The 23883-nt window shown below is 37.4% G+C and carries 19 protein-coding genes, 2 rRNA genes and 1 other annotated feature (1 of these 22 cut by a window edge); of the genes, 16 read left to right on the top strand and 5 right to left on the bottom strand.

The window, feature by feature from the left end; all coding sequences use genetic code 11:
- Window positions 1-31 precede the first annotated feature (31 nt).
- Window positions 32-1195, bottom strand: a complete 1164-nt coding sequence (locus QK255_RS12560; RefSeq protein ID WP_010734570.1) for a site-specific integrase — start codon at window positions 1193-1195, stop codon at window positions 32-34.
- A gap of 429 nt (window positions 1196-1624) precedes the next feature.
- Between QK255_RS12560 and QK255_RS12555 the strand changes: the two genes are divergently transcribed.
- Both QK255_RS12555 and QK255_RS12550 read left to right on the top strand, forming a co-directional pair.
- On the top strand, window positions 1625-1882 hold the full coding sequence (locus QK255_RS12555) for a helix-turn-helix domain-containing protein (protein ID WP_010734571.1): 258 nt from the start codon (window positions 1625-1627) through the stop codon (window positions 1880-1882).
- 85 nt (window positions 1883-1967) lie between these two features.
- The gene (locus tag QK255_RS12550; protein ID WP_010734572.1) at window positions 1968-3386 is read left to right on the top strand and encodes a TOTE conflict system archaeo-eukaryotic primase domain-containing protein; all 1419 of its coding nucleotides are present in this window, start codon (window positions 1968-1970) and stop codon (window positions 3384-3386) included.
- 160 nt (window positions 3387-3546) lie between these two features.
- Here QK255_RS12550 and QK255_RS12545 read toward each other — a convergent pair whose 3' ends face one another.
- A complete protein-coding gene (locus QK255_RS12545) occupies window positions 3547-3882 on the bottom strand; it encodes a helix-turn-helix domain-containing protein (protein ID WP_002376335.1) in 336 nt (111 codons plus the stop codon).
- Window positions 3883-4012: 130 nt separating this feature from the next.
- Between QK255_RS12545 and QK255_RS12540 the strand changes: the two genes are divergently transcribed.
- The 12 genes from QK255_RS12540 to guaB all read left to right on the top strand — a co-directional run bounded on the left by QK255_RS12540 (window position 4013) and on the right by guaB (window position 16357).
- Complete coding sequence (locus QK255_RS12540; protein ID WP_002376334.1) at window positions 4013-4225, top strand: helix-turn-helix transcriptional regulator; 213 nt, start codon at window positions 4013-4015, stop codon at window positions 4223-4225.
- A 40-nt stretch (window positions 4226-4265) separates the two neighbouring features.
- The gene (locus QK255_RS12535) at window positions 4266-4631 is read left to right on the top strand and encodes a zinc ribbon domain-containing protein (protein ID WP_010734573.1); all 366 of its coding nucleotides are present in this window, start codon (window positions 4266-4268) and stop codon (window positions 4629-4631) included.
- Between the two features lie 36 nt (window positions 4632-4667).
- Window positions 4668-4994 (top strand): hypothetical protein, encoded by a 327-nt coding sequence (locus tag QK255_RS12530; protein WP_034691945.1) that lies wholly within the window; start codon window positions 4668-4670, stop codon window positions 4992-4994.
- Window positions 4995-5787: 793 nt separating this feature from the next.
- Window positions 5788-6966 (top strand): hypothetical protein, encoded by a 1179-nt coding sequence (locus QK255_RS12525; RefSeq protein WP_283341560.1) that lies wholly within the window; start codon window positions 5788-5790, stop codon window positions 6964-6966.
- A gap of 252 nt (window positions 6967-7218) precedes the next feature.
- The gene (locus QK255_RS12520; RefSeq protein WP_283341559.1) at window positions 7219-8889 is read left to right on the top strand and encodes a DNA/RNA helicase domain-containing protein; all 1671 of its coding nucleotides are present in this window, start codon (window positions 7219-7221) and stop codon (window positions 8887-8889) included.
- Window positions 8890-9721: 832 nt separating this feature from the next.
- On the top strand, window positions 9722-10435 hold the full coding sequence (gene rsmG, locus QK255_RS12515; protein ID WP_002293109.1) for a 16S rRNA (guanine(527)-N(7))-methyltransferase RsmG: 714 nt from the start codon (window positions 9722-9724) through the stop codon (window positions 10433-10435).
- A gap of 11 nt (window positions 10436-10446) precedes the next feature.
- On the top strand, window positions 10447-11214 hold the full coding sequence (locus QK255_RS12510; protein ID WP_002293108.1) for a ParA family protein: 768 nt from the start codon (window positions 10447-10449) through the stop codon (window positions 11212-11214).
- Window positions 11201-12091: a ParB/RepB/Spo0J family partition protein gene (locus QK255_RS12505; RefSeq protein ID WP_002293107.1), complete on the top strand. Its 891-nt coding sequence runs from the start codon at window positions 11201-11203 to the stop codon at window positions 12089-12091. Before QK255_RS12510 ends, QK255_RS12505 begins: the two co-directional genes overlap by 14 nt.
- Before the next feature lie 20 nt (window positions 12092-12111).
- A complete protein-coding gene (locus QK255_RS12500; protein ID WP_002293106.1) occupies window positions 12112-12303 on the top strand; it encodes a DUF951 domain-containing protein in 192 nt (63 codons plus the stop codon).
- Between the two features lie 8 nt (window positions 12304-12311).
- Window positions 12312-13412, top strand: coding sequence for a redox-regulated ATPase YchF (ychF, locus tag QK255_RS12495; RefSeq protein ID WP_002293105.1), 1101 nt, complete (start codon window positions 12312-12314; stop codon window positions 13410-13412).
- An 89-nt stretch (window positions 13413-13501) separates the two neighbouring features.
- Window positions 13502-14197 (top strand): DUF1129 domain-containing protein, encoded by a 696-nt coding sequence (locus QK255_RS12490; RefSeq protein WP_002293104.1) that lies wholly within the window; start codon window positions 13502-13504, stop codon window positions 14195-14197.
- 675 nt (window positions 14198-14872) lie between these two features.
- Window positions 14873-16357 (top strand): IMP dehydrogenase, encoded by a 1485-nt coding sequence (guaB, locus tag QK255_RS12485; protein WP_283341558.1) that lies wholly within the window; start codon window positions 14873-14875, stop codon window positions 16355-16357.
- Window positions 16358-16892: 535 nt separating this feature from the next.
- Here guaB and serS read toward each other — a convergent pair.
- The 3 genes from serS to croR all read right to left on the bottom strand — a co-directional run bounded on the left by serS (window position 16893) and on the right by croR (window position 20342).
- Complete coding sequence (serS, locus tag QK255_RS12480) at window positions 16893-18164, bottom strand: serine--tRNA ligase (RefSeq protein ID WP_002329775.1); 1272 nt, start codon at window positions 18162-18164, stop codon at window positions 16893-16895.
- 49 nt (window positions 18165-18213) lie between these two features.
- Window positions 18214-18419, bottom strand: a binding site (T-box leader).
- A 38-nt stretch (window positions 18420-18457) separates the two neighbouring features.
- Window positions 18458-19666: a sensor histidine kinase gene (locus QK255_RS12475; RefSeq protein WP_002329776.1), complete on the bottom strand. Its 1209-nt coding sequence runs from the start codon at window positions 19664-19666 to the stop codon at window positions 18458-18460.
- Entirely contained in the window at window positions 19653-20342 is a 690-nt protein-coding gene (croR, locus tag QK255_RS12470) for a response regulator transcription factor CroR (protein ID WP_002329777.1), read from the bottom strand. The genes QK255_RS12475 and croR overlap by 14 nt, the downstream gene beginning before the upstream one ends.
- Window positions 20343-21085: 743 nt before the next feature.
- Between croR and QK255_RS12465 the strand changes: the two genes are divergently transcribed.
- Together QK255_RS12465 and QK255_RS12460 are read left to right on the top strand one after the other, a co-directional pair.
- Window positions 21086-22646 (top strand): 16S ribosomal RNA (locus QK255_RS12465).
- Window positions 22647-22875: 229 nt separating this feature from the next.
- Window positions 22876-23883: ribosomal RNA gene (locus QK255_RS12460) — 23S ribosomal RNA — on the top strand (it continues 1907 nt past the right edge of the window).
- Together the 16S and 23S rRNA genes form the textbook arrangement of a ribosomal RNA operon.

Here is a 23883-nt window from a genome sequence, read left to right as displayed (position 1 = left end):
TATCGACTGACTCCGTTTTTGACTCCGTATATCACGCATTCATGTAGGAGTCGAACAATTCAACTGTTTCTTCTTGTCGATTTTTCGATACTTGGATATAGATGTCCATGGTTGTCTTAGATGAAGAATGCCCTAATCTATCTTGCACGTCTTTTACTTGAGCACCTGCTTCAAAAAGCAATGTGGCATGGGTCTTTCTAAAACCATGGACTTTGATTATTTTCATATCAGGGAACTTCCTAGCTACTTTACTCATTACATGATTGGGGTAGCCCTTATACAGGAAGTCCCTTTTTTTATTTGCTTTAATAGTGCTGATAACAGGTACATCATCCATGTTGTCGATTCTGATACCTCTTGAAAGATTCTTTTTTATGACGGTACGTTTCCACTTCTTAAGTATGGTCAAAGTCCCGTCGTCTATTGTGATTGTTCTCTTAGATGACTCTGTCTTTGTAGGATTGATACATAGAGAGCCATCAGATAGCTCTACTAGCGTTTTATTGAACTGCACAGTCTTTTTATCAAAGTCGATGTCTTTCCACGTCAGCCCTAGTATTTCCCCCTTCCTAGCTCCTGTATAAGCAGCTAGTCTAAAAAATGCTAGAGCACGATCATCTTCTAGCTCTTGCAAGCAATCAAAGAATTGTCGAAGCTCTTCTTTCGTGTAAAACTCCGTTTCGATCTCAGCAGAGTTATGATTAGACTTGGGTGTAATGGTACGTTCCATGGGATTGGTCTTGATCACGCCAATCAATATACCGTAGTTGAATACTTGTGAAGTGTAACTCTTTATTTTCTGGTAAGAATGATACTTCATTGACCACTCAGTTAGTATTTTTTGACATGTAGCAGGAGTGATAGCCTCTAACTTCATTTTTCCAAAAGAGGGAAGGATTTGGTTCGTGAAGTGATTCTTGATCCGTTGTTCTGTTGTGTTTCGAATATTTTTAACGTGTTGGCTCATCCATAGATCATATAACTCACTGAACGTCTTGATAGAGTGTTGACTTATTCCATTAGATTCGATTTCTATCTGGAATCGAGCTAAATCTAAAGAAGCTTCTTTTTTTGTTTTGAATCCTCTACGTGTCGTCCGTTTTTCTTTACCTGTCACTGGGTCTTTACCCATATACACTTTGTAAAGCCAAGCTGTGGTACCATCACTTTTTTTGTACTGTTGTATAGTTGCCATTAATAATTCCTCCTTGACGAAGCCACAAAAGCCCGCTGAGAGCTTGTCAGCTATAAAGGATTCACCTCCTTTCATTTCTTAGTAAAAATGATTTTTTTCAAGAGGAGTATATCTTTTAAAGTAAAAAAAGTAAATCTTGTTTTTGATTAATTCAGTAATTAATGTTGATTATTGTTATTTTTTAATGTAAAATAAAAACGAAAAAGTGATTTTTCTGTTTTCCTAACATATTTTATTGACAAAAAACAATATTTTTAAAATGTTGATATAAAGCTATTGTTTTTTGTCAATAGAGAAAAAATGCCAAAAAATATCGAATAAGTTTTATCTAATTAAACTTGAGATATCGAAAAACACCTTGTAGAATTCTTGTGCAAAGGTGTTTTTTTTTATTGCCTAGATATCAAAAAATGAAGGAGTCGAGTGACGATGGAATTAAAAATAGAGTTTGATGATTTCATGCAAGATTTAGAACAGCTGATTGAAGAGACAGTGCAAAACGTGAATCATAATTCTTACACAAAGGAATATTTTAGCACTAAGGAAGTTCAAGAATACATGGGAGGAATATCAAAAGGAACACTTGCTAAGATGGTTAATCTAGGATTGAAGAAAATAGTCATAGACAGGATATGTTTATACAAAAAAGCAGACGTTGATGATTTTCTCGAGGAATATAGGAGATAGAGAATATAGTCACATAATAATCAGTATTTGTTTTATTACAAGAAAATAATATAAACAAATAAAAAAACATAAGGAGAGAACGTAGATGAATAAATTAGATTTTGAATTATACAGGGAATCAATTATAAAGAAGATAAATGAATTGTTCATTACTTATAGAAAGACTTACTTGATGCAATATGAATTGAATCAAGGAGGCTGTAAGTATAGGGAAGTTAAACATTATTTAACAGATACAATTATTGACAAGCACTTAGCTAATCAGCTCACTGTAGGTATAAAGTTAGGAGCCGGAGGGTTAACTAAGTTCTTTACTTTTGATGTCGATATAAAAGATAACAAATATGAATGTCAAGATGTTACTCGCAAACTTGTTAATCTACTGATTGATCATTATGGAATCCCCAAAAATGATATACATGTTTCAACCAGTGGACAAAAAGGATATCATGTAGACTTGTATTTTACGGATGTCATTCCAGAATCTAAATTGATACCTTTTTATGAGGAGGTTTTACGTAACTTAAACGAAACACCTAGGAGAATAGAGCGTAGACCAACAACTGGTCAAGGTGTAAAACTACCTTTAGGGATGCATAAGGCAACAAATCAAATTTGTCATTATGTGGATAATCAAACATTTGAAGAATTGAGTATAGAGTATTTTCTCAATATTCAACCCATGAATAGAGATGAATTTTGTCAAGATATTCTAAGCCAATGCTCAGTTACAAAAAATACTAAGAATAAACCTAAAATCAATGTAGAGTATCATCCCGATGGAATGTCCAAAGAAGAACTAAAAATAATATTTGAAGAGAACCATTTATTATGTGGTGGTACCCGAAATAATTTCACATTATACGGGGCAATGCTTCTTAAAGAGCAAGGTTATTCTGAACAAGATACATGTAAAAAAATACTTAGTGTATTAGAAAACACGTTATCATCAGAAAAAACATCTCAATATATACGAAGTGTTTCAAAGAATGATTTAAGAAAAGAAACAGCGCGGGTTATACAGACTGTTTATGATCGTGATTATAAATTAGCACGAAGCCCCCATAATACTAAAATAGACTTTTGTTATGAAGAGATTCAACTCCTTGTATCTATAGGGAATGTTGCGTTAATTAGATTAGCATTTGTTCTATTAGTACATGCAAAGAGGTACGCAAATGATGAGGGAATATTTTTTTGTACTTACGAGCAACTAAGTAAGCACGGAGTTGATAAAAATAGAGGACGTGTTTTGAAAAGACTCAAACAGTTAGCTTCCCTCGGTTTTCTAGTTATTATTAGCCAAGGTAAATATTCAGAGGTCACAAAGAAAAAATCCCCTAATTTGTATAGAATTAATAATGATTTTAGTGACAGGGATGGAAAAAAATACTTTGCTTGTGAAGGAATAGTAAGTTTGACAGAGATTGCTATGAATTTTTCTTTAACAGATGAGGAAATACGCATTTTACGTAAAGTGGATGCTAAGTATTTGGTGGAGTAACTCTATTTATGACAAGGTATAAAAAAGCATTTTTAATGCTTTTTTATTTTGCAAGCGTGACAGCATCCTAGAGCATCTTTAAGTTTCTAATTATAGTTTTTCTAGGAACATAATTAAAACCTTGTCAGGGGGACTATACGGGTCTTACATTTAACACTTATTAATAGGTAAAGAAGTTATTACGTTCGGACTCTTGCTTTTTGAGTAATTTCATATAATCAATCGTTCTCTCTCTATCATGGGGGCTGAGTGATCGATACAAGGTCAAAAAGTCTTCCTCCGCTTCAACCATCTCTTCATCTAAAAAATGGCTTACAGGGACCCCAAGTGCTTTTGAAAGAGCGGTTAGGCTTTCTAGATTAGGTTCTGTTACAGAATTCTCCCATCTTGCTACAGCTTGCTGTGTAGAGAAGATTTTTTCAGCTAGTTCTTTTTGTGTCCACCCTAGAGCTTTTCGTTTTTCTCTGATGATTTTTGCATATTGTTTCTGTTTCAATAATTACACCCCCTTTCTCATTAGGGTACAACAACTTGTTGTATTTGTGATGATATATAAAGTTTTTATATATTTTATGAGTTGAAATACATCATACCGTTGTATATAATAAAAAACAGGGAGTGAGGATATGAAAAAAACAAGTAATCTCAGCCGATACAGAGAAGAAAGAGGACTTTCTCAAACTGAGTTAGCAAGAAAGATGAACGTTACACAACAATGTATAAGTTCATGGCAAACAGGGAGAACAATTCCTAAACCCTATCAAATGAAAATGCTTTCTGAAATATTAAGTGTACCAATAAATGAGTTATTTTCTGAGGTGTTTAATAAAGCAATGTAGTTTGGTAATAAGAAACTACACGATTTTAGGAGGGAAAGACATGTATTGTAGGAAATGTGGTAAAGAAATAACAGATGAAAGTAAGTATTGTCAGTTTTGCGGAGCATTACAAGAAACAGATGAGACAACCGGAGTAGAAGTAGTAAAGAAAAGTACTGAGCAGACATTTAGTGAAATGAAGGAACAAATCGTACATGGACAAGAAACAGGGAAACTGTATTTGATTATTGGTTGGGTTTCTATGGTGTTATCATTGGTATTCGTTCCTGTTGCGTTTGGTGCCATAGCTATTATTATGGGGTACTTATATCGAGATAAAGATGAAAAAATGGGTACGGTTTTGATGATAGCAGGGGTAGCTGGAGCAATCTTGGGTGTACTTTTAGGGATGTCAATGAGTTACTGATAAGAGAAAATTATTTTGGAGATAGGAGATAAAATGTTGAATAAAGTAAATATGAATAAGAAGTTTGTCATTATAGGTATCGTTGTATTGGCTATTATAGGTATAATCTTTTCAAGAATGACGGGTTCATCTGGACTAGAGAAGTCATCTGAACCATTGGTAACACAGATTTTACAAGAACAGTATAACTTAAATCGGTCATGTGATGATGTGACGATCACTCATGATAATGGTGATAACACGTACCGGGCTAAAGCTACGTTAGACAATGGAAGTGCTATCAATATAAATGTCGAGTACTATCCAAAAAAAGACCGCGTATATGTAGAGATACCATATACTGAGGTGTTAATGTTGAATTGAGCCCCACCCCATTGTTATAGAACTGTGTTTCATATGGAACATTTAGGAAGACTAACTTTCTAGGGGTTCCTTTTTTTGTCTTTTGAAATCCCCTTAAGTGAATTGTATCTGAAATGAAACAATATATAATTTTGTAAATATTGTTTTAAACATGTTTCTGTTGTTTCAGATAGTGATAAGTAAGATACAGTTTTTGGAACATTAACTAAATTTTATTTTACTGTTTAGTGTATTTTTTAATAAATATTTCCTAATGGAAATATTTCAGATGTATCTGAAATGATAAAAGTTGAAAAATTAGTTAAAAGTAGTATTCACATATCATAGGTACTTCAATATTTATGGTTACAAGTAAGATTGTATTTTTTCTGGAAATGTGATATATAACATTTCCCCAAAAATGTCAACAGCATTTAGAGCGCATCATGGGCCGTCTAAGGGGTTTTGTCAAATTAAGCATAACTGTCTATTTAAGGTTAAAACGCCTTATAACGGATTTTAGAGTGTTTTTGTACCGTGTTAATTTGTAGATAAGTATACTACGTGCTATAATAGTCATGGAAAATAAAAAAACAATGAATCGGCAAATTCATTGTTAAGGTATTAGTACTATACGGGCATGCATAGGACTTAATAATTAATATCACATATGTAAGTATACTATCATATAAATAGGTAAATCAAAAGATAGAACTTAAGTTCGTAAATTATTTTTCTTATGTAATATAGTATGTAATACCCTTTTATTTTCTTAATACTTGGCTAAAGCCAATACCAGGAAAAGGGGAACCATATGACAAAATTTATGGAAACACATTATTATAATTCAGTACAAGATAGTAGTAATTTAGCTACAAAAAAAGAGGTTATGAGCATATTAGGAACAGATGAAATATCTGAGCTAATGAAAAATGAAATCGATTTTATAGATAATGAATGTAATGTTAAAGGATCAAGAGAGATAATAGAGTTGTTTAAGCTGATAACGCTCAAAAAATCGGATGAAATAATTTCTTCTAAAGATATAAAGTTAGTGGGCTTTGATGATGAAGACCAATTAATATTAGGAGTCATTAAAAAAGATAATCAAGAAGAAATTGCGTACACCGCTACAGGTATATATTCTTTTAGCACGACTTTTTTAGATCAATTATTTTGCTTAGGTAAGTTTTATAATTTTTGTTTACAAACTGGTCAAAAAGACTTGTTACGTGAAACGATAGTATATCTTCTCGAAAAATCCCAAGAAAACGAAAAGCAATATCGTTTTATTAATGGAAAAAACGAAGGTGAACACTATTTGAGGACGATTACTTCTTCAAATAGATATAAAAACTATGACAATAATATTGTGTTATACCTGTCATTAAATGCTATACATCAATATTCTAAAAAAATGAATAATCCATCATATATTGACTACGCTAAAATAACTGATTCTAGTTTAGATGTGAGAGTTATGTTAACAAAAACAATTGCTTTAGGTAAAAATTATGAAGTAGAAATTGGTATACAGGTCTCTAATAGTGAAATACGAGAGCAATCCATACTGTTTGAATTAATTTATACTATCAAAGATAAAAGCGGGAATAAAGCAACTGCAATTGGTAATAAAATATTAGATGTCACACATGCCATGAGGATCGATACAGTAAGGAGTAGATTGACTAGATTTGACGAATTGGATCACTCATCAAAAGACTTTGTTAAAGGTATTGATATAGCTAGACTTAACACTAAGTTAGACGAACAAAAGCTACATGTAATTTTTGATAAGCTATCTAGAACTAGAAAGAACGGATTGAATAGTCACGCAAAAAGGGAAATGGACAAGATAGCAGAAGAAACAGCAAAGAACACATATACATTATTAGAATTGTTTAATAAATTAGAAAATATTGATACAACAATTGATGAAAAAAAGTATCTACAAATGAAATTTACAGATTTTCTAGTTAATGGTTTTAAATAAAATAACTGCTAGGTAGCTTAGTTGCTCGAGAGTAAAATAGCAAAAATAAAAGTGTTGATAAGTAAATTTTATCAACACTTTTTATGTATGTCCATTTTTTAAAGTTATTACTGTTTTATCTTAAATTGGTTAGGACGACATGTTCAGGTGAGAGTTCTCTTCAAAAAATATGAGCCAATTAAAAGTTTTGTGTTATACTAAGTTCAAATTTATTGAACAAAAAAAGAAATTTATAACATGAAGTTGGCGGAGATGGATATGTCGTATTATAGAACAGTGAAGTTGAAATTATATGAAGGAACAATATTAAATGATTTAACAAAAATAGAAAATGATATTTTAATTAATAATCCAGTTACGTATATATATTTCAATTTAAGAAATAAAATGATATACATTGGTGAAACGAGTAGCTTCAAAAATAGACATAAAGAACATTTAGCTGAAAAAAATCCCAAAATCAATTATCGACTATTTACTGATTGCTTAGTGATCTATTCAAAATTATTTCACAAATCAGCTATCTTAGATTTAGAATCTCTATTACTCAATTACATGATTGCAGAAGCAGATAAAACTAAGTTTGTTTTTGCGAATGGAAATAATGGACAAACAAAAATAACTTATGAGAATAAAGAAGAAATTTTGACCAGTGTATTTTATGAATTGTGGACACATGAGTTATCTGATTTAGGATTAGTTAATAATCGAAATCTTAAGGAACTAAGAGAGAGCCTGTTATTTAAATATTCTCCTTTCAAACAGTTATCTCTTAAACAAAAAGAGATTATTGGAGATGTAGAAAAAAATTTATTTGCAAAATTTTTGGTCGAAGCTCCTGCAGGTTCGGGTAAGTCCGTTTTATTTACAAATCTAGCTTTTTCTTTAGCAGATAAGTATCCTGATTTAAAAATAGGTGTAGTCACTACCGGCAATTTAATCAGACAATTTAATTTAATCTTCAAATCAATCAATTTGAATAGTAGATTGACTGTCAAGACTGGTTCACAATTGATAACAGATGCTAAGAAAAAGCATGAAAAATTCGATATTATCATAGTTGATGAAGCACATAAGTTAAAAAAATTTTATAAAAAAGGTCATGCTAATGCGAGAAGGCATCTTAACAAGGGTGATGAAGAGATTACGCTTCTTGAGGAAATTACTGAAGGTTTAGTTTTATTATATGATCCTTATCAAGGGATTAAACCACAAAACATTAGCCCTTCAGAGGTTCGGAGATTAACCAATGATTATCAAAAACTCTCCATGTCACAACAGTTTAGGATCGTCGGGAACGGTTGCTTTTCTGGAGAGGACTATCTAAAAGGAATTTTGTATGGTCTTCAGTTAAGCGAAGAAAGAGATTTTGACCAAGAGGTATTTAAGAATGAGTACTTTGGTATTGTTAACAGTTTCAAGGAAGTGATTGACTATGTAGATGATCATTCTCATGCATATCCTGAAACAACTAATAGGGTAATAGCAGGATACTGTAAAGAATGGATATCCAGTATAAGCAAAAAAGCCAACAAAGGGAAGACGTTAGAAGAACTACCTTATGATTGGGAGATTGATGGTATTAAGAGAAGATGGAACTCTACTTATGAAGATTGGGTTAAAAAACCTAATTCTGAAAGAGAAATTGGATCTATACATGCAATTCAAGGTTATGACCTTAATTACTCTGGAGTAATAATAGGTAATGACATTACGGTTAAAAACGGAAAAATAGTTGCGGTTCCTGAAAATTATAAGGACATTGGAGGAACACCTCTAAAAAAAGAATTTTCTTTGTCCGAATTAACTGAGTATATTTTGAATATATATTACGTTCTTCTTTCAAGAGGAATCGATGGTTGTAGAGTATATTTTGAAGATAAAAAAGTAGAAAAGATATTTAAAGAACGTCTTAGTTTATAGAAACATCTTAACTAGTTATGATGAAGTATTTGAACAGGTGATTGATTACTAAGCATGTCTTGTATTAGAGTTAATTACCCTACCCCGTTAATAACTGACCGTGTCTTAGGAAATACTTTCAGGTAGTAAAAGCTATCTGGAGGTTCTTTTTTTTTGGTTTATGGAATCCGCTTAAGTGAAATGTATCTGAAATGAAACGGAGATAAAGTGATTTTTTGCTGTAATGACAAGGTTTTAGCCGTTTCAGATACCATGTAGCCCAAAATAGTTTATTGAGAAAATAGGAGAGTATTTGATACTAACTAGTAGGAAAAAATGAGATAAAAAGTAAATGGAATCATTTCAGGTAATCTCAAATAAAAAAATATACAGTCCTGTGGCACTTTACCTATGGGACTGTATATTTTTTACTCTCAGCGGGCTTGTTTTGACTCCGTGTCTGACTCCGTCGTATTGATTTTAAATGATATTCGATGACCATTTAACAGGTCATTTTTGAAATTTTTGTCTCTATATGACTCAGTTTGATAATTATTGATAGATCAATTTGGGTCTATATCGAACAAGGGAAGATTGCGAAAGTCAGTGAACCAGCGTAATACGTAATAATAAATAGAAGAGAGAACCAGTTTTTGCAGAAATTGCTCAAAGCTAGTTCTCTCTTCTATGTGTATTTTATGAGTGCCATAATAGAAAGAAAAAATCTATCGGCGTTTCTTACTTTTCAAATTTTTAAGAATCCATATGGAAGGATTGCATGTCTTGGAATTTTGCGTTAAAGTAGGGAGAGAATCTGTGAAACAATTGCTGTTTCACAATGAAAGGAATAATTATGATACCAGAAGAATTTCGCCAATCTTTGGCAGAAAAAGGGATAGAGCTTACCGATCATCAAATGGAACAATTTGCTATCTATTATCGGACATTAGTCGAATGGAACGAAAAAATGAATCTTACAGCCATTACGGATGAAAAAGACGTATACCTGAAGCATTTTTACGATTCGCTTACGTTAGCATTTGAAGTAGACTTTACGCAACCTTTATCTTTATGCGATGTCGGTTCAGGAGCAGGATTTCCTAGCGTACCTTTAAAAATTGCCTTTCCCGAATTGCAGATAACGATTGTTGATTCTCTGAATAAAAGAATAACCTTCCTGTCTGAACTAACTCGATTATTAGGAATTGATGCTTCCTTATATCATGACCGGGCAGAAACATTTGGACAAAATCCTCAATTTCGTGCATCATTTGACCTTGTCACTGCTCGTGCAGTTGCTCGTTTGAATGTGTTAGCAGAATTGTGTTTGCCCTTGGCTAAACAAGAAGGCTATTTTTATGCATTGAAAGCAGCAAAAAGTGAAGAGGAACTGACAGAAGCAAAACAAGCGATTGCTTTATTAGGTGGTAAATTCCTCAAAGAAGAGGCAGTTACCTTGCCGAATGTCTCTGACCAACGGCATATTATCGTCATTCAAAAAAAGAAAATAACCCCAAAGAAATACCCAAGAAAGCCCGGTCTGCCTAATAAGCAGCCAATCAAATAGGAGGAGAAGAGATGGCACAAATAATATCTGTTGCGAACCAAAAAGGTGGCGTCGGCAAAACAACGACGACGGTAAATCTAGGTGCTTGTCTTGCCAGCCTTGGCAAAAAAGTGTTGCTAGTGGATATGGATGCACAAGGAAATGCTACCAGTGGTGTCGGGATCAGAAAACCCGATGTGACAAAAGACATCTATGACGTTCTAGTCAATGAATTGCCAATTGATGAGGCGACGTTGATCACTGAACATGAAAATTTGAGTATTGTGCCTGCGACTCTCCAATTAGCAGGAGCAGAGATCGAATTGACATCAATGATGGCAAGAGAATCAAGATTAAAAGGATCTTTAGCAGAAGTCAGCAGCCAGTATGATTATATTTTGATCGATTGTCCGCCTTCTCTTGGCCATTTGACAATCAATTCATTTACAGCAAGTGATTCGATTTTGATACCTGTTCAGTGTGAATATTACGCATTGGAAGGATTAAGCCAATTACTGAATACGGTTCGTTTAGTCCAAAAGCACTTCAATCCAGAATTGGAAATAGAAGGTGTCTTGCTGACCATGTATGATGCACGAACAAATCTGGGAAATGAAGTCGTAGAAGAAGTACGCAAATACTTCCGCGAAAAAGTCTATGAAACAATCATCCCAAGAAATATTCGTTTATCAGAAGCACCTAGTCATGGAAAACCGATCATCGACTACGATCCACGTTCTCGGGGAGCTGAAGTCTACCAAGCATTGGCAAAGGAAGTGGTAAGTCGTGAAGAAAAGTAAAGGATTAGGCCGAGGAATCGATGCATTGTTCCAAGATTTAGAAAACTTAGAGACGGTGGATGTAAAAGATGATACCGTGGTCCAGTTGCCATTGAATGAGCTGCGTCCAAATCCGTATCAGCCTCGTAAGACATTTGAAGAAGTATCTTTGCAAGAACTAGCTAATTCTATTGAACAATCAGGCGTCTTCCAACCAATCATCGTACGCCGTTCTGCAGTAAAAGGATATGAGATCATCGCAGGAGAAAGACGTTTTCGAGCGTCCAAACTAGCTGAAAAAGAAACGATCCCTGCTATCGTCAGAGACTTTGACGAAGAAGCAATGATGCAAGTAGCCGTGTTGGAAAACCTGCAACGGGAAGATCTGAATCCATTAGAAGAAGCAGAAGCGTATGAAATGCTGATGAAAAATCTGAAACTGACACAAGCAGAAGTGGCTAGTCGTTTAGGAAAGAGCAGACCTTATATCGCCAATTATTTGCGCTTGCTTTCTTTACCAGATCTTGTTAAGGAAATGGTGCAAGATCAACGTTTATCTATGGGACAAGCTCGTACGCTGTTAGGCTTGAAAAACAAATCATTGATCTTGAAATTAGCCAATCGTGCAGTAACTGAAAATTTAACTGTCCGCCAACTGGAACAGATCGTTTCTGAATTAAATCAAAACGATGGAAAAGAAAAGAAAAAAATCCCAAGGCTAGCAAAGGAAAAACCCTATTATATCCGAGAAAGCGAAGATCGTTTGATGGATAAATTCGGTACGAGCGTAGCTATCCAAGAAAAAAACGGGAAAGGTAAGATCGAGATCGAATACCTTTCTCAAAAAGATTTGACACGAATTCTTGATATCTTGAATATTCAATTTGATGAAGAATAAACAAAAAGGAGGCTATTTTTATGTACGACTTGCACGATATCGTTGAAATGAAAAAACCTCACGCTTGTCAGACGAACCGCTGGGAAGTCATTCGAATGGGCGCAGATATCAAAATCAGATGTATGAATTGCGGACATATCGTCATGATGACCCGTCGAGATTTTGAAAAGAAATTAAAAAAAGTAATTGAAAAAAATGCAGAGAAAGAGTGAATAAATTTATGGCATTGACTGCTGGAATTGTTGGGTTGCCCAACGTAGGAAAATCAACTTTGTTTAATGCGATCACAAAAGCAGGAGCAGAAGCAGCAAACTATCCCTTTGCGACGATCGACCCTAACGTAGGGATGGTAGAAGTACCTGACTGGCGTTTGCAACGCTTAACAGAACTTGTACATCCGAAAAAAACTGTTCCGACGACTTTTGAATTTACAGATATTGCTGGGATCGTAAAAGGCGCTAGTAAAGGAGAAGGTTTGGGGAATCAATTCTTAAGCCATATCCGCCAAGTAGATGCTATTTGTCACGTTGTCCGCTGTTTTGATGATGATAATATCACTCACGTAGAAGGACGCGTCGATCCACTAGAAGATATTGATACAATCAACTTGGAACTAGTGTTAGCAGACTTGGAATCTATCAACAAACGCTATACTCGTGTAGCAAAAGTTGCTAAAACCAAAGATAAAGATGCAGTGGCAGAGCTAGCTGTATTGGACAAAATCAAACCTGTACTGGAAGAAGGAAAATCTGCTCGAACGATCGAATTCACAGAAGAAGAACAAAAAATCGTTAAATCACTATTCTTATTGACGACAAAACCGATTCTTTACGTAGCAAATGTGTCAGAAGATGATGTGGCAGATGCAGATGCGAATCATTATGTACAAGAAGTGCGCAACTTTGCGGCAGAAGAAAATGCAGAAGTGATCGTGGTCAGTGCTCGTGCAGAAGAAGAAATCGCAGAATTAGATGAAGAAGACAAAGCAGAATTTCTAGAAGCTTTAGGAATCGAAGAATCAGGTTTGGATCAGTTGATCCGTGCCGCTTATGATTTGTTAGGCTTAGCTACTTACTTTACTGCTGGGGAACAAGAAGTACGTGCTTGGACATTCAAAAAAGGAATCAAAGCGCCGCAAGCAGCAGGAATCATCCATTCAGATTTCGAACGCGGATTTATCCGTGCGGAAACTGTCTCTTTTGAAGACTTGGATCATTATGGAAACATGCATGCAGCAAAAGAAGCTGGGCGTGTTCGATTAGAAGGAAAAGATTATGTTGTACAAGACGGCGACGTAATGTTATTCCGCTTTAATGTGTAAAAGGGCTATCAAACTAGCTGTAGAATATGGTAGAATGTCTTTTGTGACGACCGTTGAGAAAAGGAACGGCTAAGGAGGACTATTAGATAATGGAACCAGAACAATTACGAGAAATCGTAAAAGAAAACAATAGTTTAGAAACAAAATTAACCAAAAGAAATCAACAGTACATTTTTGATTTGAAAAAATCTTTAGAAGCAGCGAATTTGTCTGAAGAAGAAAAAGTAAAAGCCCTTCATGACATTCTGCCTACTTTAGTTGCAGAACAAAAAGGCGGAAAAACAGCTCGCCAATTGTTCGGGACAGTCTCTGAAAGAACGGAAGCAATCATCAATAAACCAGCAGAAATACAAAATACATCGACCCCTTTATTGATGTGGTTGGATAATACATTACTACTGCTTGGTCTATTAAGTATCATGATCGCGATTACCGGATTGTTTTCACGTGGAACAACGCCAGCTTATGGCTTCTCTACACTCGTTCTAGGTTCTGCAATCGGGGGCTGGGTCTTTTATATGATGTACAAGTACATCTATCAGTATGAATATCCGGGAGCAGATCGAAGCAAGAAACCAGGAATGGGTAAAACATTGCTTATCCTAGGTGGAACGACACTTCTTTGGGTCGTGCTGTTTTCTGCGACAACGCTATTGCCGCCAGTTATCAATCCAGTATTAGATCCGATAGTAGTTATCATCATCGGAGCAGCTGCTTTAGCCGTCCGTTACTACTTGAAGAAAAAGTATGGGATCATTGGAAGTTTATCCGTTCCAAGAAGATAAACCAGAAAGCAGAGTAGTAGCTTTACTAAATATTGAGAGGTAGTAAAGGACCTCATTCCGTTTATCCATAGTTAAATAATAGTAAGGGGCTGTGACAAAAGTCTTGTCGCAGCTCCTTTTTTCGAATAAATGGTGTTCAAAAGCTTGCATCTGCGGTAATAAGCCCAACCAAACGAAAAATATGAGGAGCTATTTTTGTTTGGCTGTTTTTATTACTTGATGCAGAACAGCTTTTTCACAACCTCTCCGCTAAACGGTGTTCAATCAGCTGACCCTCGGCATTAGTTCAAAAAACGGCAAAATATGAGGAACTATTTTACCGTTTGTTTCTCTAATACTCAATCAGAACACTGATTTCACAACCTCTTCCTTAAACGGTGTTCTCCTGCCAACTCCTCGGTCACAAGTCACAATATTCAACAAACATGAGCAGCTGTTTTTTTGAAATTGTTCCTTGTGACTCGGAGCTGAACGGCAGGCTCACGACCTCTTTCTTAAACGGTGTTCAATCAGCTAACCACTTCTGTCGCACTCTCTTTTAGTATATACACAGATGTAAGCGATTTATATTGGTATTCTATGAGAAAGCTAATTTGATTCCATGTAGATCATTGACTTAAATGAAAAAATCAATTATTTTAATAGATAAACTAAATTAGAGGAGTGGTACTAAAAATGTCCAACTGGGAAACAAAGTTCACGAAAAAAGGATTTACTTTTGATGATGTCTTATTGATACCAGCAGAAAGTCACGTGTTACCAAACGAAGTGGATATGAGCGTACAATTAGCTAAAAATATTAAGTTGAATATTCCAATCATCAGTGCAAGTATGGATACCGTTACCGACAGCAAGATGGCCATCGCTATGGCAAGACAAGGCGGATTAGGTGTGATCCATAAAAACATGACGATCAGCCAGCAAGCGGATGAAGTAAGAAAAGTCAAACGTTCTGAAAGTGGCGTCATCATTGATCCGTTCTTCTTAACGCCACAGCATCTTGTAGCAGACGCAGAAGAATTGATGAGCAAATACCGTATCAGTGGTGTGCCGATCGTTGAAACACTTGAAAACAGAAAATTGGTAGGGATCATTACAAACCGCGACATGCGTTTTGTAACAGATTACCACATGCCGATTGCTGATGTGATGACAAAAGACAACTTAGTGACTGCCCCAGTAGGTACCTCTCTAAAAGATGCAGAAAAGATTTTGCAAAAACATAAAATCGAAAAATTACCAATCGTTGATAACGAAGGTCGTTTAAGCGGATTGATCACAATCAAAGATATCGAGAAAGTGATCGAATTTCCAAATGCAGCAAAAGATGAACATGGTCGATTGCTTGTAGCAGCAGCTGTTGGTGTAACAAGCGATACATTCGAGCGTGCGAATGCTTTATTAGAAGCAGGGGTAGATGCAATCATCATCGATACAGCTCATGGACATAGTGCAGGTGTAATCCGAAAAATCCAAGAAATCCGTTCAACTTTTGCAGATGCAACATTGATTGCTGGGAACGTTGCGACGGCTGAAGCGACAAAAGCTTTATATGATGCAGGGGTGGATGTCGTAAAAGTCGGTATCGGACCAGGATCGATTTGTACGACACGTGTGGTAGCCGGTGTAGGTGTACCTCAGCTCACAGCCATCTATGATGCAGCATCAGTTGCTCGTCAATATGGCAAAGCGATTATTGCAGACGGAGGAATCAAGTACTCTGGTGACATCGTCAAAGCATTAGCTGCCGGCGGACATGCAGTTATGCTAGGCAGCATGTTGGCGGGGACAGATGAATCACCAGGCGAATTCGAAATCTTCCAAGGACGTCGATTCAAAACATACCGAGGTATGGGTTCATTAGGCGCGATGGAGAAAGGTTCAAAAGACCGTTACTTCCAAGGTAGTGTCAATGAAGCAAATAAATTAGTACCAGAAGGAATCGAAGGTCGGGTTGCTTACAAAGGAAGTGTTGCAGACATTATTTTCCAAATGATCGGCGGTTTGCGTTCAGGAATGGGTTATGCTGGGGCAGCCAATTTACAGCAATTACGTGATGAAGCGCAATTCATCCAAATGAGCGGCAGCGGGTTAAAAGAATCACACCCTCATGATGTACAAATCACGAAAGAAGCACCAAACTATTCAGTTGAATCTTAAAAATACTAAAAAAGAGTGGTGACACAACATGTGTCACCACTCTTTTTTTGAATAAACAATGTTCCTTTGCCAACTCCGAATCACAAGTACAATATTCATAAAATATGAAGAGCTGTTTTTTGAAATTACTCCTTGTGGTTTGGAGTGAAACGGCAGGCTTACGACTTCTTGGTAAACGGTGTTCTCCTGCCAATTCCTCGGTCACAAGTCACAATATTCAATAAACATGAGGAGCTGTTTTTTGAAATTGTTCCTTGTGACTCGGAGCTGAACGGCAGGCTCACGACCTCTTGGTAAACGGTGTTCAAAAGCCAGTTTCTCGGTATTAAGTCCAATTTATGCAAAAATGTGGAAAGCCATTTTCACAAAATTTTTCTTAATACTCGAAACTAAGCGGCTTTTTCACAACCTCTGATAAACAGTGTTCAAAAGCTTGCATCTGCGGTAATAAGCCCAACAAAACGAAAAATCAGAGGAGCTATTTTTGTTTGGCAGTTCTTATTACTTGATGCAGGACAGCTTTTTCACAACCTCTTTATTTAATAACTTTCAGATTACCCATATAAGGAACGAGCGCTTCTGGAACTGTGACAGAACCATCTTCATTTTGGTAGTTTTCCAAAATGGCAGCTACTGTACGGCCAACCGCAAGTCCTGAACCATTCAAAGTATGAGCATAGTGGATTTTTCCATCATTATCGCGATAACGAATCATGGCGCGGCGTGCTTGGAAATCTTCACAGTTAGAACAAGAACTGATTTCACGATAAGTATCTTGTGCAGGAATCCATACTTCTAAATCATAAGTTTTAGCTGCAGAAAAGCCCATGTCTCCAGTTGATAAGGCCATTACACGATAAGGCAAATGCAGTTTTTTCAAGATATCTTCTGCATCAGCTGTCATTTTTTCCAATTCTTCGTAAGAATGTTCTGCATCCGAGAATTTGACCATTTCTACTTTATTGAATTGGTGAAGACGGATCAGTCCTCGAGTATCCCGACCGGCACTTCCAGCTTCAGAACGAAAAGCAGGACTTAGCGCAGTGAAATAAACAGGTAAATCCGCACCATCTAAAATTTCATCATTATAATAGTTAGTCAATGGGACTTCAGCTGTCGGAATCAATGTTAAATCAGTATTCTCCAATTGGAAAACATCTTCTTTGAATTTTGGAAATTGTCCTGTACCAAACATCGCTTTACTGTTGACGATATAAGGAGTAATCATTTCAGTATAGCCGTGTTCGTAAATATGCTGATCAAGCATGAAGTTGTAGACTGCACGTTCTAATCGAGCGCCCAACCCTTTATAATAAACAAAACGGCTACCGGCTACTTTTGCGCCACGTTCAAAGTCTAAAATATCAAGATTTTCTGCAATTTCCCAGTGTGGTTTTGGCTCAAAAGCAAATGTACGTGGTTCGCTCCAACGACGGATTTCTACATTGTCCTCTTCATCTGATCCAACTGGCACAGAATCATGGGGAAGGTTTGGCAAAGTAGTGGCAATTTGTTTCAATTTTTCATCTACTTCAGCAATTTCAGTATCCAATGCTTTGATGTTGCCGCCGACTTCTTTCATTTCAGCGATTTTAGCAGAAGCATCTTCTTTTGCACGCTTCAATTGAGCGATCTCAGCAGAAACGTCATTTCGATATTTTTTCAATTCTTCACTTTTGACTAGTAATTTGCGGCGGTTTTCATCTAGTTCCATGAATTCAACTAATGTTTCTTTTTTAACGCCCCGAGTCATTAGTTTTTCTTGTACTTCTTCGATATTTTGTCGCATCATTTTTACATCTAACATATGTTTTCCTCCTTTTTGAAAATAAAAAAAGACTGATCCATCCCATTATTCTTGGGACGAATCAGTCTGAAATTCGCGGTACCACCCAAGTTCAGCATAAGCTGCACTTGTTGAACACATAACGGCTGTTGAACCGACCTTTCTTATTTCGAAAGGGCACGTAAACGAACTGGAACTTCCAAATTATCCTTTGCTGATTTGCACCTGCCATCAGCTCTCTGAAAAAGAATAAAGTGTACTGGGTTCTGTGTTTTTCATTTATTCTAATAATTGTAATAAGAATAGCGAATATTTCAGCTTTCGTCAATAACTTCCTGTGCATCAATAGGTAATTTTTCATTTTTCTTGATTGGAAGGTGCATGATGAAAGAAGTCCATTGCTTATCTGATTTTGCATAAATGTAGCCACCATGTAAAGCCACAATACTTTGAGCGATTGCTAAACCAAGCCCAGTTCCTCCAGTTGCTTGTGACCGAGATTCTTCTACACGATAAAAACGGTCGAATAGATTATCGATTGCCTGTTGTGGGATCATTGCTCCATTATTTTTGACCGTTGCAACAACTTCTGAACCGACACGTTCTACTTCGATCACGATCTTCGTAGCTCCTTTTCCATATTTCAACGCATTCGTCAAAAGATTATTGAAGACACGTACAAGTTTTTCTGTATCGCCATCCATGATAAGGGAATCTACTTTTGACTGCACAAGTATTTGGATATTTTTTTTAGAAGCTTCCAACTCAAAATCAGCAGCTAACTGTTCGATCAACTGGATCATATCAAAGGCAGAAAAATTTACTGGGACAGCAGGCTGGCGTACCTTAGTGTATTCAAATAAGTCGTCCACTAAAGATTTCATCTGCTTTGCTTTAATATAAGCGGTATGTGTATACTTTAAAAGATCTTCTTCTGAGTGATACTGACCATCTTCTATCAATCCTAGATATCCAATGATAGAAGTAAGAGGGGTACGGATATCGTGACTAACATTTGTGATCAATTCATCTTTTGATTTCTCGATTTTACGTTCGTCTTCAATCGCTGCTACTGTGCTATCTACCAATCCATTGATACTTGTTACAACTCGGCTTAAGTCACCACTAAGTTCAAAAGGGATACGATGATCATAATTTCCATTTGCGATGTAATGAAGTTCACTGATGATATGTCGTAATTGCATTTGGCGATATCTTCGAATCAAACGCCAATACAAAACACCAATATCTAATAGAAAGAAAAAGGGAATAATAAAGTTTCGACCGTTCCAAAATAAATCAGTGTTCAATCGTTCCGCAAAAATATTCTTTGAATCCCAAATCGCATTTGACAAAGAAGGTGAACTATTGATTACCGAACTGATAACAACCAAAATAGAAACATTTAATAGAAGTAAAAGGATGATCGTGATGATTCCTTCCGCTAACAATTCGCTGATTTCTTTTGAAGTCAAGTTGATCCGACGGCGTTTTTCAGTTGCTCGTTTACTATCTTGCGTCAATTTTATAGCCCACTCCCCAAACGGTTTGAATGACTTTTTCACCACCAGTTGCTTCTTCGATCTTATCTCTTAAATGGCTAACATGAACCATGACAGTTTTAGCAGAGACAATACTTTCTTGTTTCCAAACACGCTCAAAAATTTCATCCGCGCTAAATACTCGATTAGGATGACTAGCAAGCAAGTAGAGGATACCGAATTCCAAAGCTGTTAACTGGATTTCTTTCCCATCGATTGTTTTAACTTCATGAGAGTCTTTATTGATGATTAATGCATTTACTTCTAATACATCAGGCTGATCTGGGGCAATCTGCATTTTTGTACGCCGTAATAAAGACTTTACTCTAGCCATTACTTCTAATGGATTAAACGGTTTGGTTACATAATCATCTGCACCAGCCACCAGTCCTTTGATCTTATCCATATCAGTAGTTTTTGCTGTCAGCATAATGATTGGGATTTGAGATTCTTTTCGCAGCTCTTTCACTACTTGCATCCCGTCCATCTCTGGCATCATGATATCTAAAATAAGTAAGTCAATATCAGGGATTGTTCTGATTTTAGATAATGCTTCTTTCCCATCATAAGCCTTTACTGCTTCATAGCCTTCATTGTGAACATAGATACTTAATAATTCAACGATTTCTTTATCATCGTCAGCAATCAAAATTTTCATAAATAAATCCTCCAGAGTCATATTGTTACTATTATTCTAGCAAAAAAAAGCAGAAATAGATAAAAGCAGCACTTTGTTAAGGAAAATTTTAGAAGGTGAGAGATTTGGTTCTCATAAATAGGACAAAAACATGAACGTTAAACTGAAAATAAAAGGATTTTTCGTTTTTTAAGGTTATAAAGACGAACAAAAAAAGGAGAAGAACTAATTAACGATCATATAAGCTGGAAATGTTGATAAATAAGCATTTTCTTATTGACTTTCGTATGTGATGTTGATATATTATTATTTGTTCAAAAGAACACCAATAACTTAAAATAATAAAAAATAAGTTATTGACATGTTGATAATGACATGATAAGATAACTGAGTTGTTAAAAAAAGAACAGCTTGCGAAGCTTGATTCTATCGGAAAAAACTTCAAAAAAGTTCTTGACAAATAACGAACAATAAGTTATGATAAATGAGTTGCTGAAAGATTTCGAAAAACGAAATCGAAAAAAACTTTTAAAAAAGAGTTGACAATCACTTGTCACTCTGATATGATATAAAAGTTGCTACGGCAGCCAAAAATAAATCGGAAAAACACTTCCGATGAAGTAGACCTTTGAAAACTGAACAAAGTAAGACAAACCAAATGTGTAGGGCGTCTTGATTCAATTCAAGACAACAAACATTTTTTAACAAGCAAGCAATATGCTAGCAAACAAATTGAGCTTAACAATCGCAAGATTGTTCGAACTTTTTATGAGAGTTTGATCCTGGCTCAGGACGAACGCTGGCGGCGTGCCTAATACATGCAAGTCGTACGCTTCTTTTTCCACCGGAGCTTGCTCCACCGGAAAAAGAAGAGTGGCGAACGGGTGAGTAACACGTGGGTAACCTGCCCATCAGAAGGGGATAACACTTGGAAACAGGTGCTAATACCGTATAACAATCGAAACCGCATGGTTTTGATTTGAAAGGCGCTTTCGGGTGTCGCTGATGGATGGACCCGCGGTGCATTAGCTAGTTGGTGAGGTAACGGCTCACCAAGGCCACGATGCATAGCCGACCTGAGAGGGTGATCGGCCACATTGGGACTGAGACACGGCCCAAACTCCTACGGGAGGCAGCAGTAGGGAATCTTCGGCAATGGACGAAAGTCTGACCGAGCAACGCCGCGTGAGTGAAGAAGGTTTTCGGATCGTAAAACTCTGTTGTTAGAGAAGAACAAGGATGAGAGTAACTGTTCATCCCTTGACGGTATCTAACCAGAAAGCCACGGCTAACTACGTGCCAGCAGCCGCGGTAATACGTAGGTGGCAAGCGTTGTCCGGATTTATTGGGCGTAAAGCGAGCGCAGGCGGTTTCTTAAGTCTGATGTGAAAGCCCCCGGCTCAACCGGGGAGGGTCATTGGAAACTGGGAGACTTGAGTGCAGAAGAGGAGAGTGGAATTCCATGTGTAGCGGTGAAATGCGTAGATATATGGAGGAACACCAGTGGCGAAGGCGGCTCTCTGGTCTGTAACTGACGCTGAGGCTCGAAAGCGTGGGGAGCAAACAGGATTAGATACCCTGGTAGTCCACGCCGTAAACGATGAGTGCTAAGTGTTGGAGGGTTTCCGCCCTTCAGTGCTGCAGCTAACGCATTAAGCACTCCGCCTGGGGAGTACGACCGCAAGGTTGAAACTCAAAGGAATTGACGGGGGCCCGCACAAGCGGTGGAGCATGTGGTTTAATTCGAAGCAACGCGAAGAACCTTACCAGGTCTTGACATCCTTTGACCACTCTAGAGATAGAGCTTCCCCTTCGGGGGCAAAGTGACAGGTGGTGCATGGTTGTCGTCAGCTCGTGTCGTGAGATGTTGGGTTAAGTCCCGCAACGAGCGCAACCCTTATTGTTAGTTGCCATCATTCAGTTGGGCACTCTAGCAAGACTGCCGGTGACAAACCGGAGGAAGGTGGGGATGACGTCAAATCATCATGCCCCTTATGACCTGGGCTACACACGTGCTACAATGGGAAGTACAACGAGTTGCGAAGTCGCGAGGCTAAGCTAATCTCTTAAAGCTTCTCTCAGTTCGGATTGCAGGCTGCAACTCGCCTGCATGAAGCCGGAATCGCTAGTAATCGCGGATCAGCACGCCGCGGTGAATACGTTCCCGGGCCTTGTACACACCGCCCGTCACACCACGAGAGTTTGTAACACCCGAAGTCGGTGAGGTAACCTTTTTGGAGCCAGCCGCCTAAGGTGGGATAGATGATTGGGGTGAAGTCGTAACAAGGTAGCCGTATCGGAAGGTGCGGCTGGATCACCTCCTTTCTAAGGAATATTACGGAGACTACACAATTTGTTTTTACTTTGTTCAGTTTTGAGAGGTTTACTCTCAAACACTTTTGTTCATTGAAAACTGGATATTTGAAGTAAATGTAAGTAATACAAACCGAGAACACCGCGTTGAATGAGTTTTTTAATAAGTTCAATTGCTTATTTTCTTGATCTAACTTCTATCGCTAGAAGAAGGATCAAAACCCAACCGCAAGGTTGATAAGGTTAAGTGAATAAGGGCGCACGGTGGATGCCTTGGCACTAGGAGCCGATGAAGGACGGGACTAACACCGATATGCTTTGGGGAGCTGTACGTAAGCTATGATCCAGAGATTTCCGAATGGGGGAACCCAGCATCTTTAATAGGATGTTACGATTGTGTGAATACATAGCACATTCGAGGTAGACGCAGAGAACTGAAACATCTAAGTACCTGCAGGAAGAGAAAGAAAATTCGATTCCCTGAGTAGCGGCGAGCGAAACGGGAAAAGCCCAAACCAACAAGCTTGCTTGTTGGGGTTGTAGGACTCCAATATGGTCGTTCTTTCAGATAGTCGAATGACTTGGAAAAGTCAGTCAAAGAGGGTAAAAACCCCGTAGACGAAATGTGGAAGACACCTAGGAGGATCCTGAGTACGGCGGAACACGAGAAATTCCGTCGGAATCCGGGAGGACCATCTCCCAAGGCTAAATACTCCCTAGTGACCGATAGTGAACCAGTACCGTGAGGGAAAGGTGAAAAGCACCCCGGAAGGGGAGTGAAATAGAACCTGAAACCGTGTGCCTACAACAAGTCAAAGCCCGTTAATGGGTGATGGCGTGCCTTTTGTAGAATGAACCGGCGAGTTACGATTGCATGCGAGGTTAAGTTGAAGAGACGGAGCCGCAGCGAAAGCGAGTCTGAATAGGGCGTTTGAGTATGTAGTCGTAGACCCGAAACCATGTGATCTACCCATGTCCAGGTTGAAGGTGCGGTAAAACGCACTGGAGGACCGAACCCACGTACGTTGAAAAGTGCGGGGATGAGGTGTGGGTAGCGGAGAAATTCCAAACGAACTTGGAGATAGCTGGTTCTCTCCGAAATAGCTTTAGGGCTAGCCTCGGAATTGAGAATGATGGAGGTAGAGCACTGTTTGGACTAGGGGCCCATCTCGGGTTACCGAATTCAGATAAACTCCGAATGCCATTCATTCATATCCGGGAGTCAGACTGTGAGTGATAAGATCCATAG

Source organism: Enterococcus sp. ZQ21 (assembly GCF_030053755.1).
Taxonomy (GTDB): domain Bacteria; phylum Bacillota; class Bacilli; order Lactobacillales; family Enterococcaceae; genus Enterococcus_B; species Enterococcus_B lactis.
Note: the sequence above shows the minus strand (reverse complement) of the source record. Positions and strands in the feature narration are given on the sequence as shown.

Coding starts and splice junctions, on each gene's coding strand:
- QK255_RS12560 (WP_010734570.1), bottom strand. CDS start 1,195: ATGGCAACTATACAACAGTACAAAAAAAGTGATGGTACCACAGCTTGG.
- QK255_RS12555 (WP_010734571.1), top strand. CDS start 1,625: ATGGAATTAAAAATAGAGTTTGATGATTTCATGCAAGATTTAGAACAG.
- QK255_RS12550 (WP_010734572.1), top strand. CDS start 1,968: ATGAATAAATTAGATTTTGAATTATACAGGGAATCAATTATAAAGAAG.
- QK255_RS12540 (WP_002376334.1), top strand. CDS start 4,013: ATGAAAAAAACAAGTAATCTCAGCCGATACAGAGAAGAAAGAGGACTT.
- QK255_RS12535 (WP_010734573.1), top strand. CDS start 4,266: ATGTATTGTAGGAAATGTGGTAAAGAAATAACAGATGAAAGTAAGTAT.
- QK255_RS12525 (WP_283341560.1), top strand. CDS start 5,788: ATGACAAAATTTATGGAAACACATTATTATAATTCAGTACAAGATAGT.
- QK255_RS12520 (WP_283341559.1), top strand. CDS start 7,219: ATGGATATGTCGTATTATAGAACAGTGAAGTTGAAATTATATGAAGGA.
- rsmG (WP_002293109.1), top strand. CDS start 9,722: ATGATACCAGAAGAATTTCGCCAATCTTTGGCAGAAAAAGGGATAGAG.
- QK255_RS12510 (WP_002293108.1), top strand. CDS start 10,447: ATGGCACAAATAATATCTGTTGCGAACCAAAAAGGTGGCGTCGGCAAA.
- QK255_RS12500 (WP_002293106.1), top strand. CDS start 12,112: ATGTACGACTTGCACGATATCGTTGAAATGAAAAAACCTCACGCTTGT.
- ychF (WP_002293105.1), top strand. CDS start 12,312: ATGGCATTGACTGCTGGAATTGTTGGGTTGCCCAACGTAGGAAAATCA.
- QK255_RS12490 (WP_002293104.1), top strand. CDS start 13,502: ATGGAACCAGAACAATTACGAGAAATCGTAAAAGAAAACAATAGTTTA.
- guaB (WP_283341558.1), top strand. CDS start 14,873: ATGTCCAACTGGGAAACAAAGTTCACGAAAAAAGGATTTACTTTTGAT.
- serS (WP_002329775.1), bottom strand. CDS start 18,164: ATGTTAGATGTAAAAATGATGCGACAAAATATCGAAGAAGTACAAGAA.
- croR (WP_002329777.1), bottom strand. CDS start 20,342: ATGAAAATTTTGATTGCTGACGATGATAAAGAAATCGTTGAATTATTA.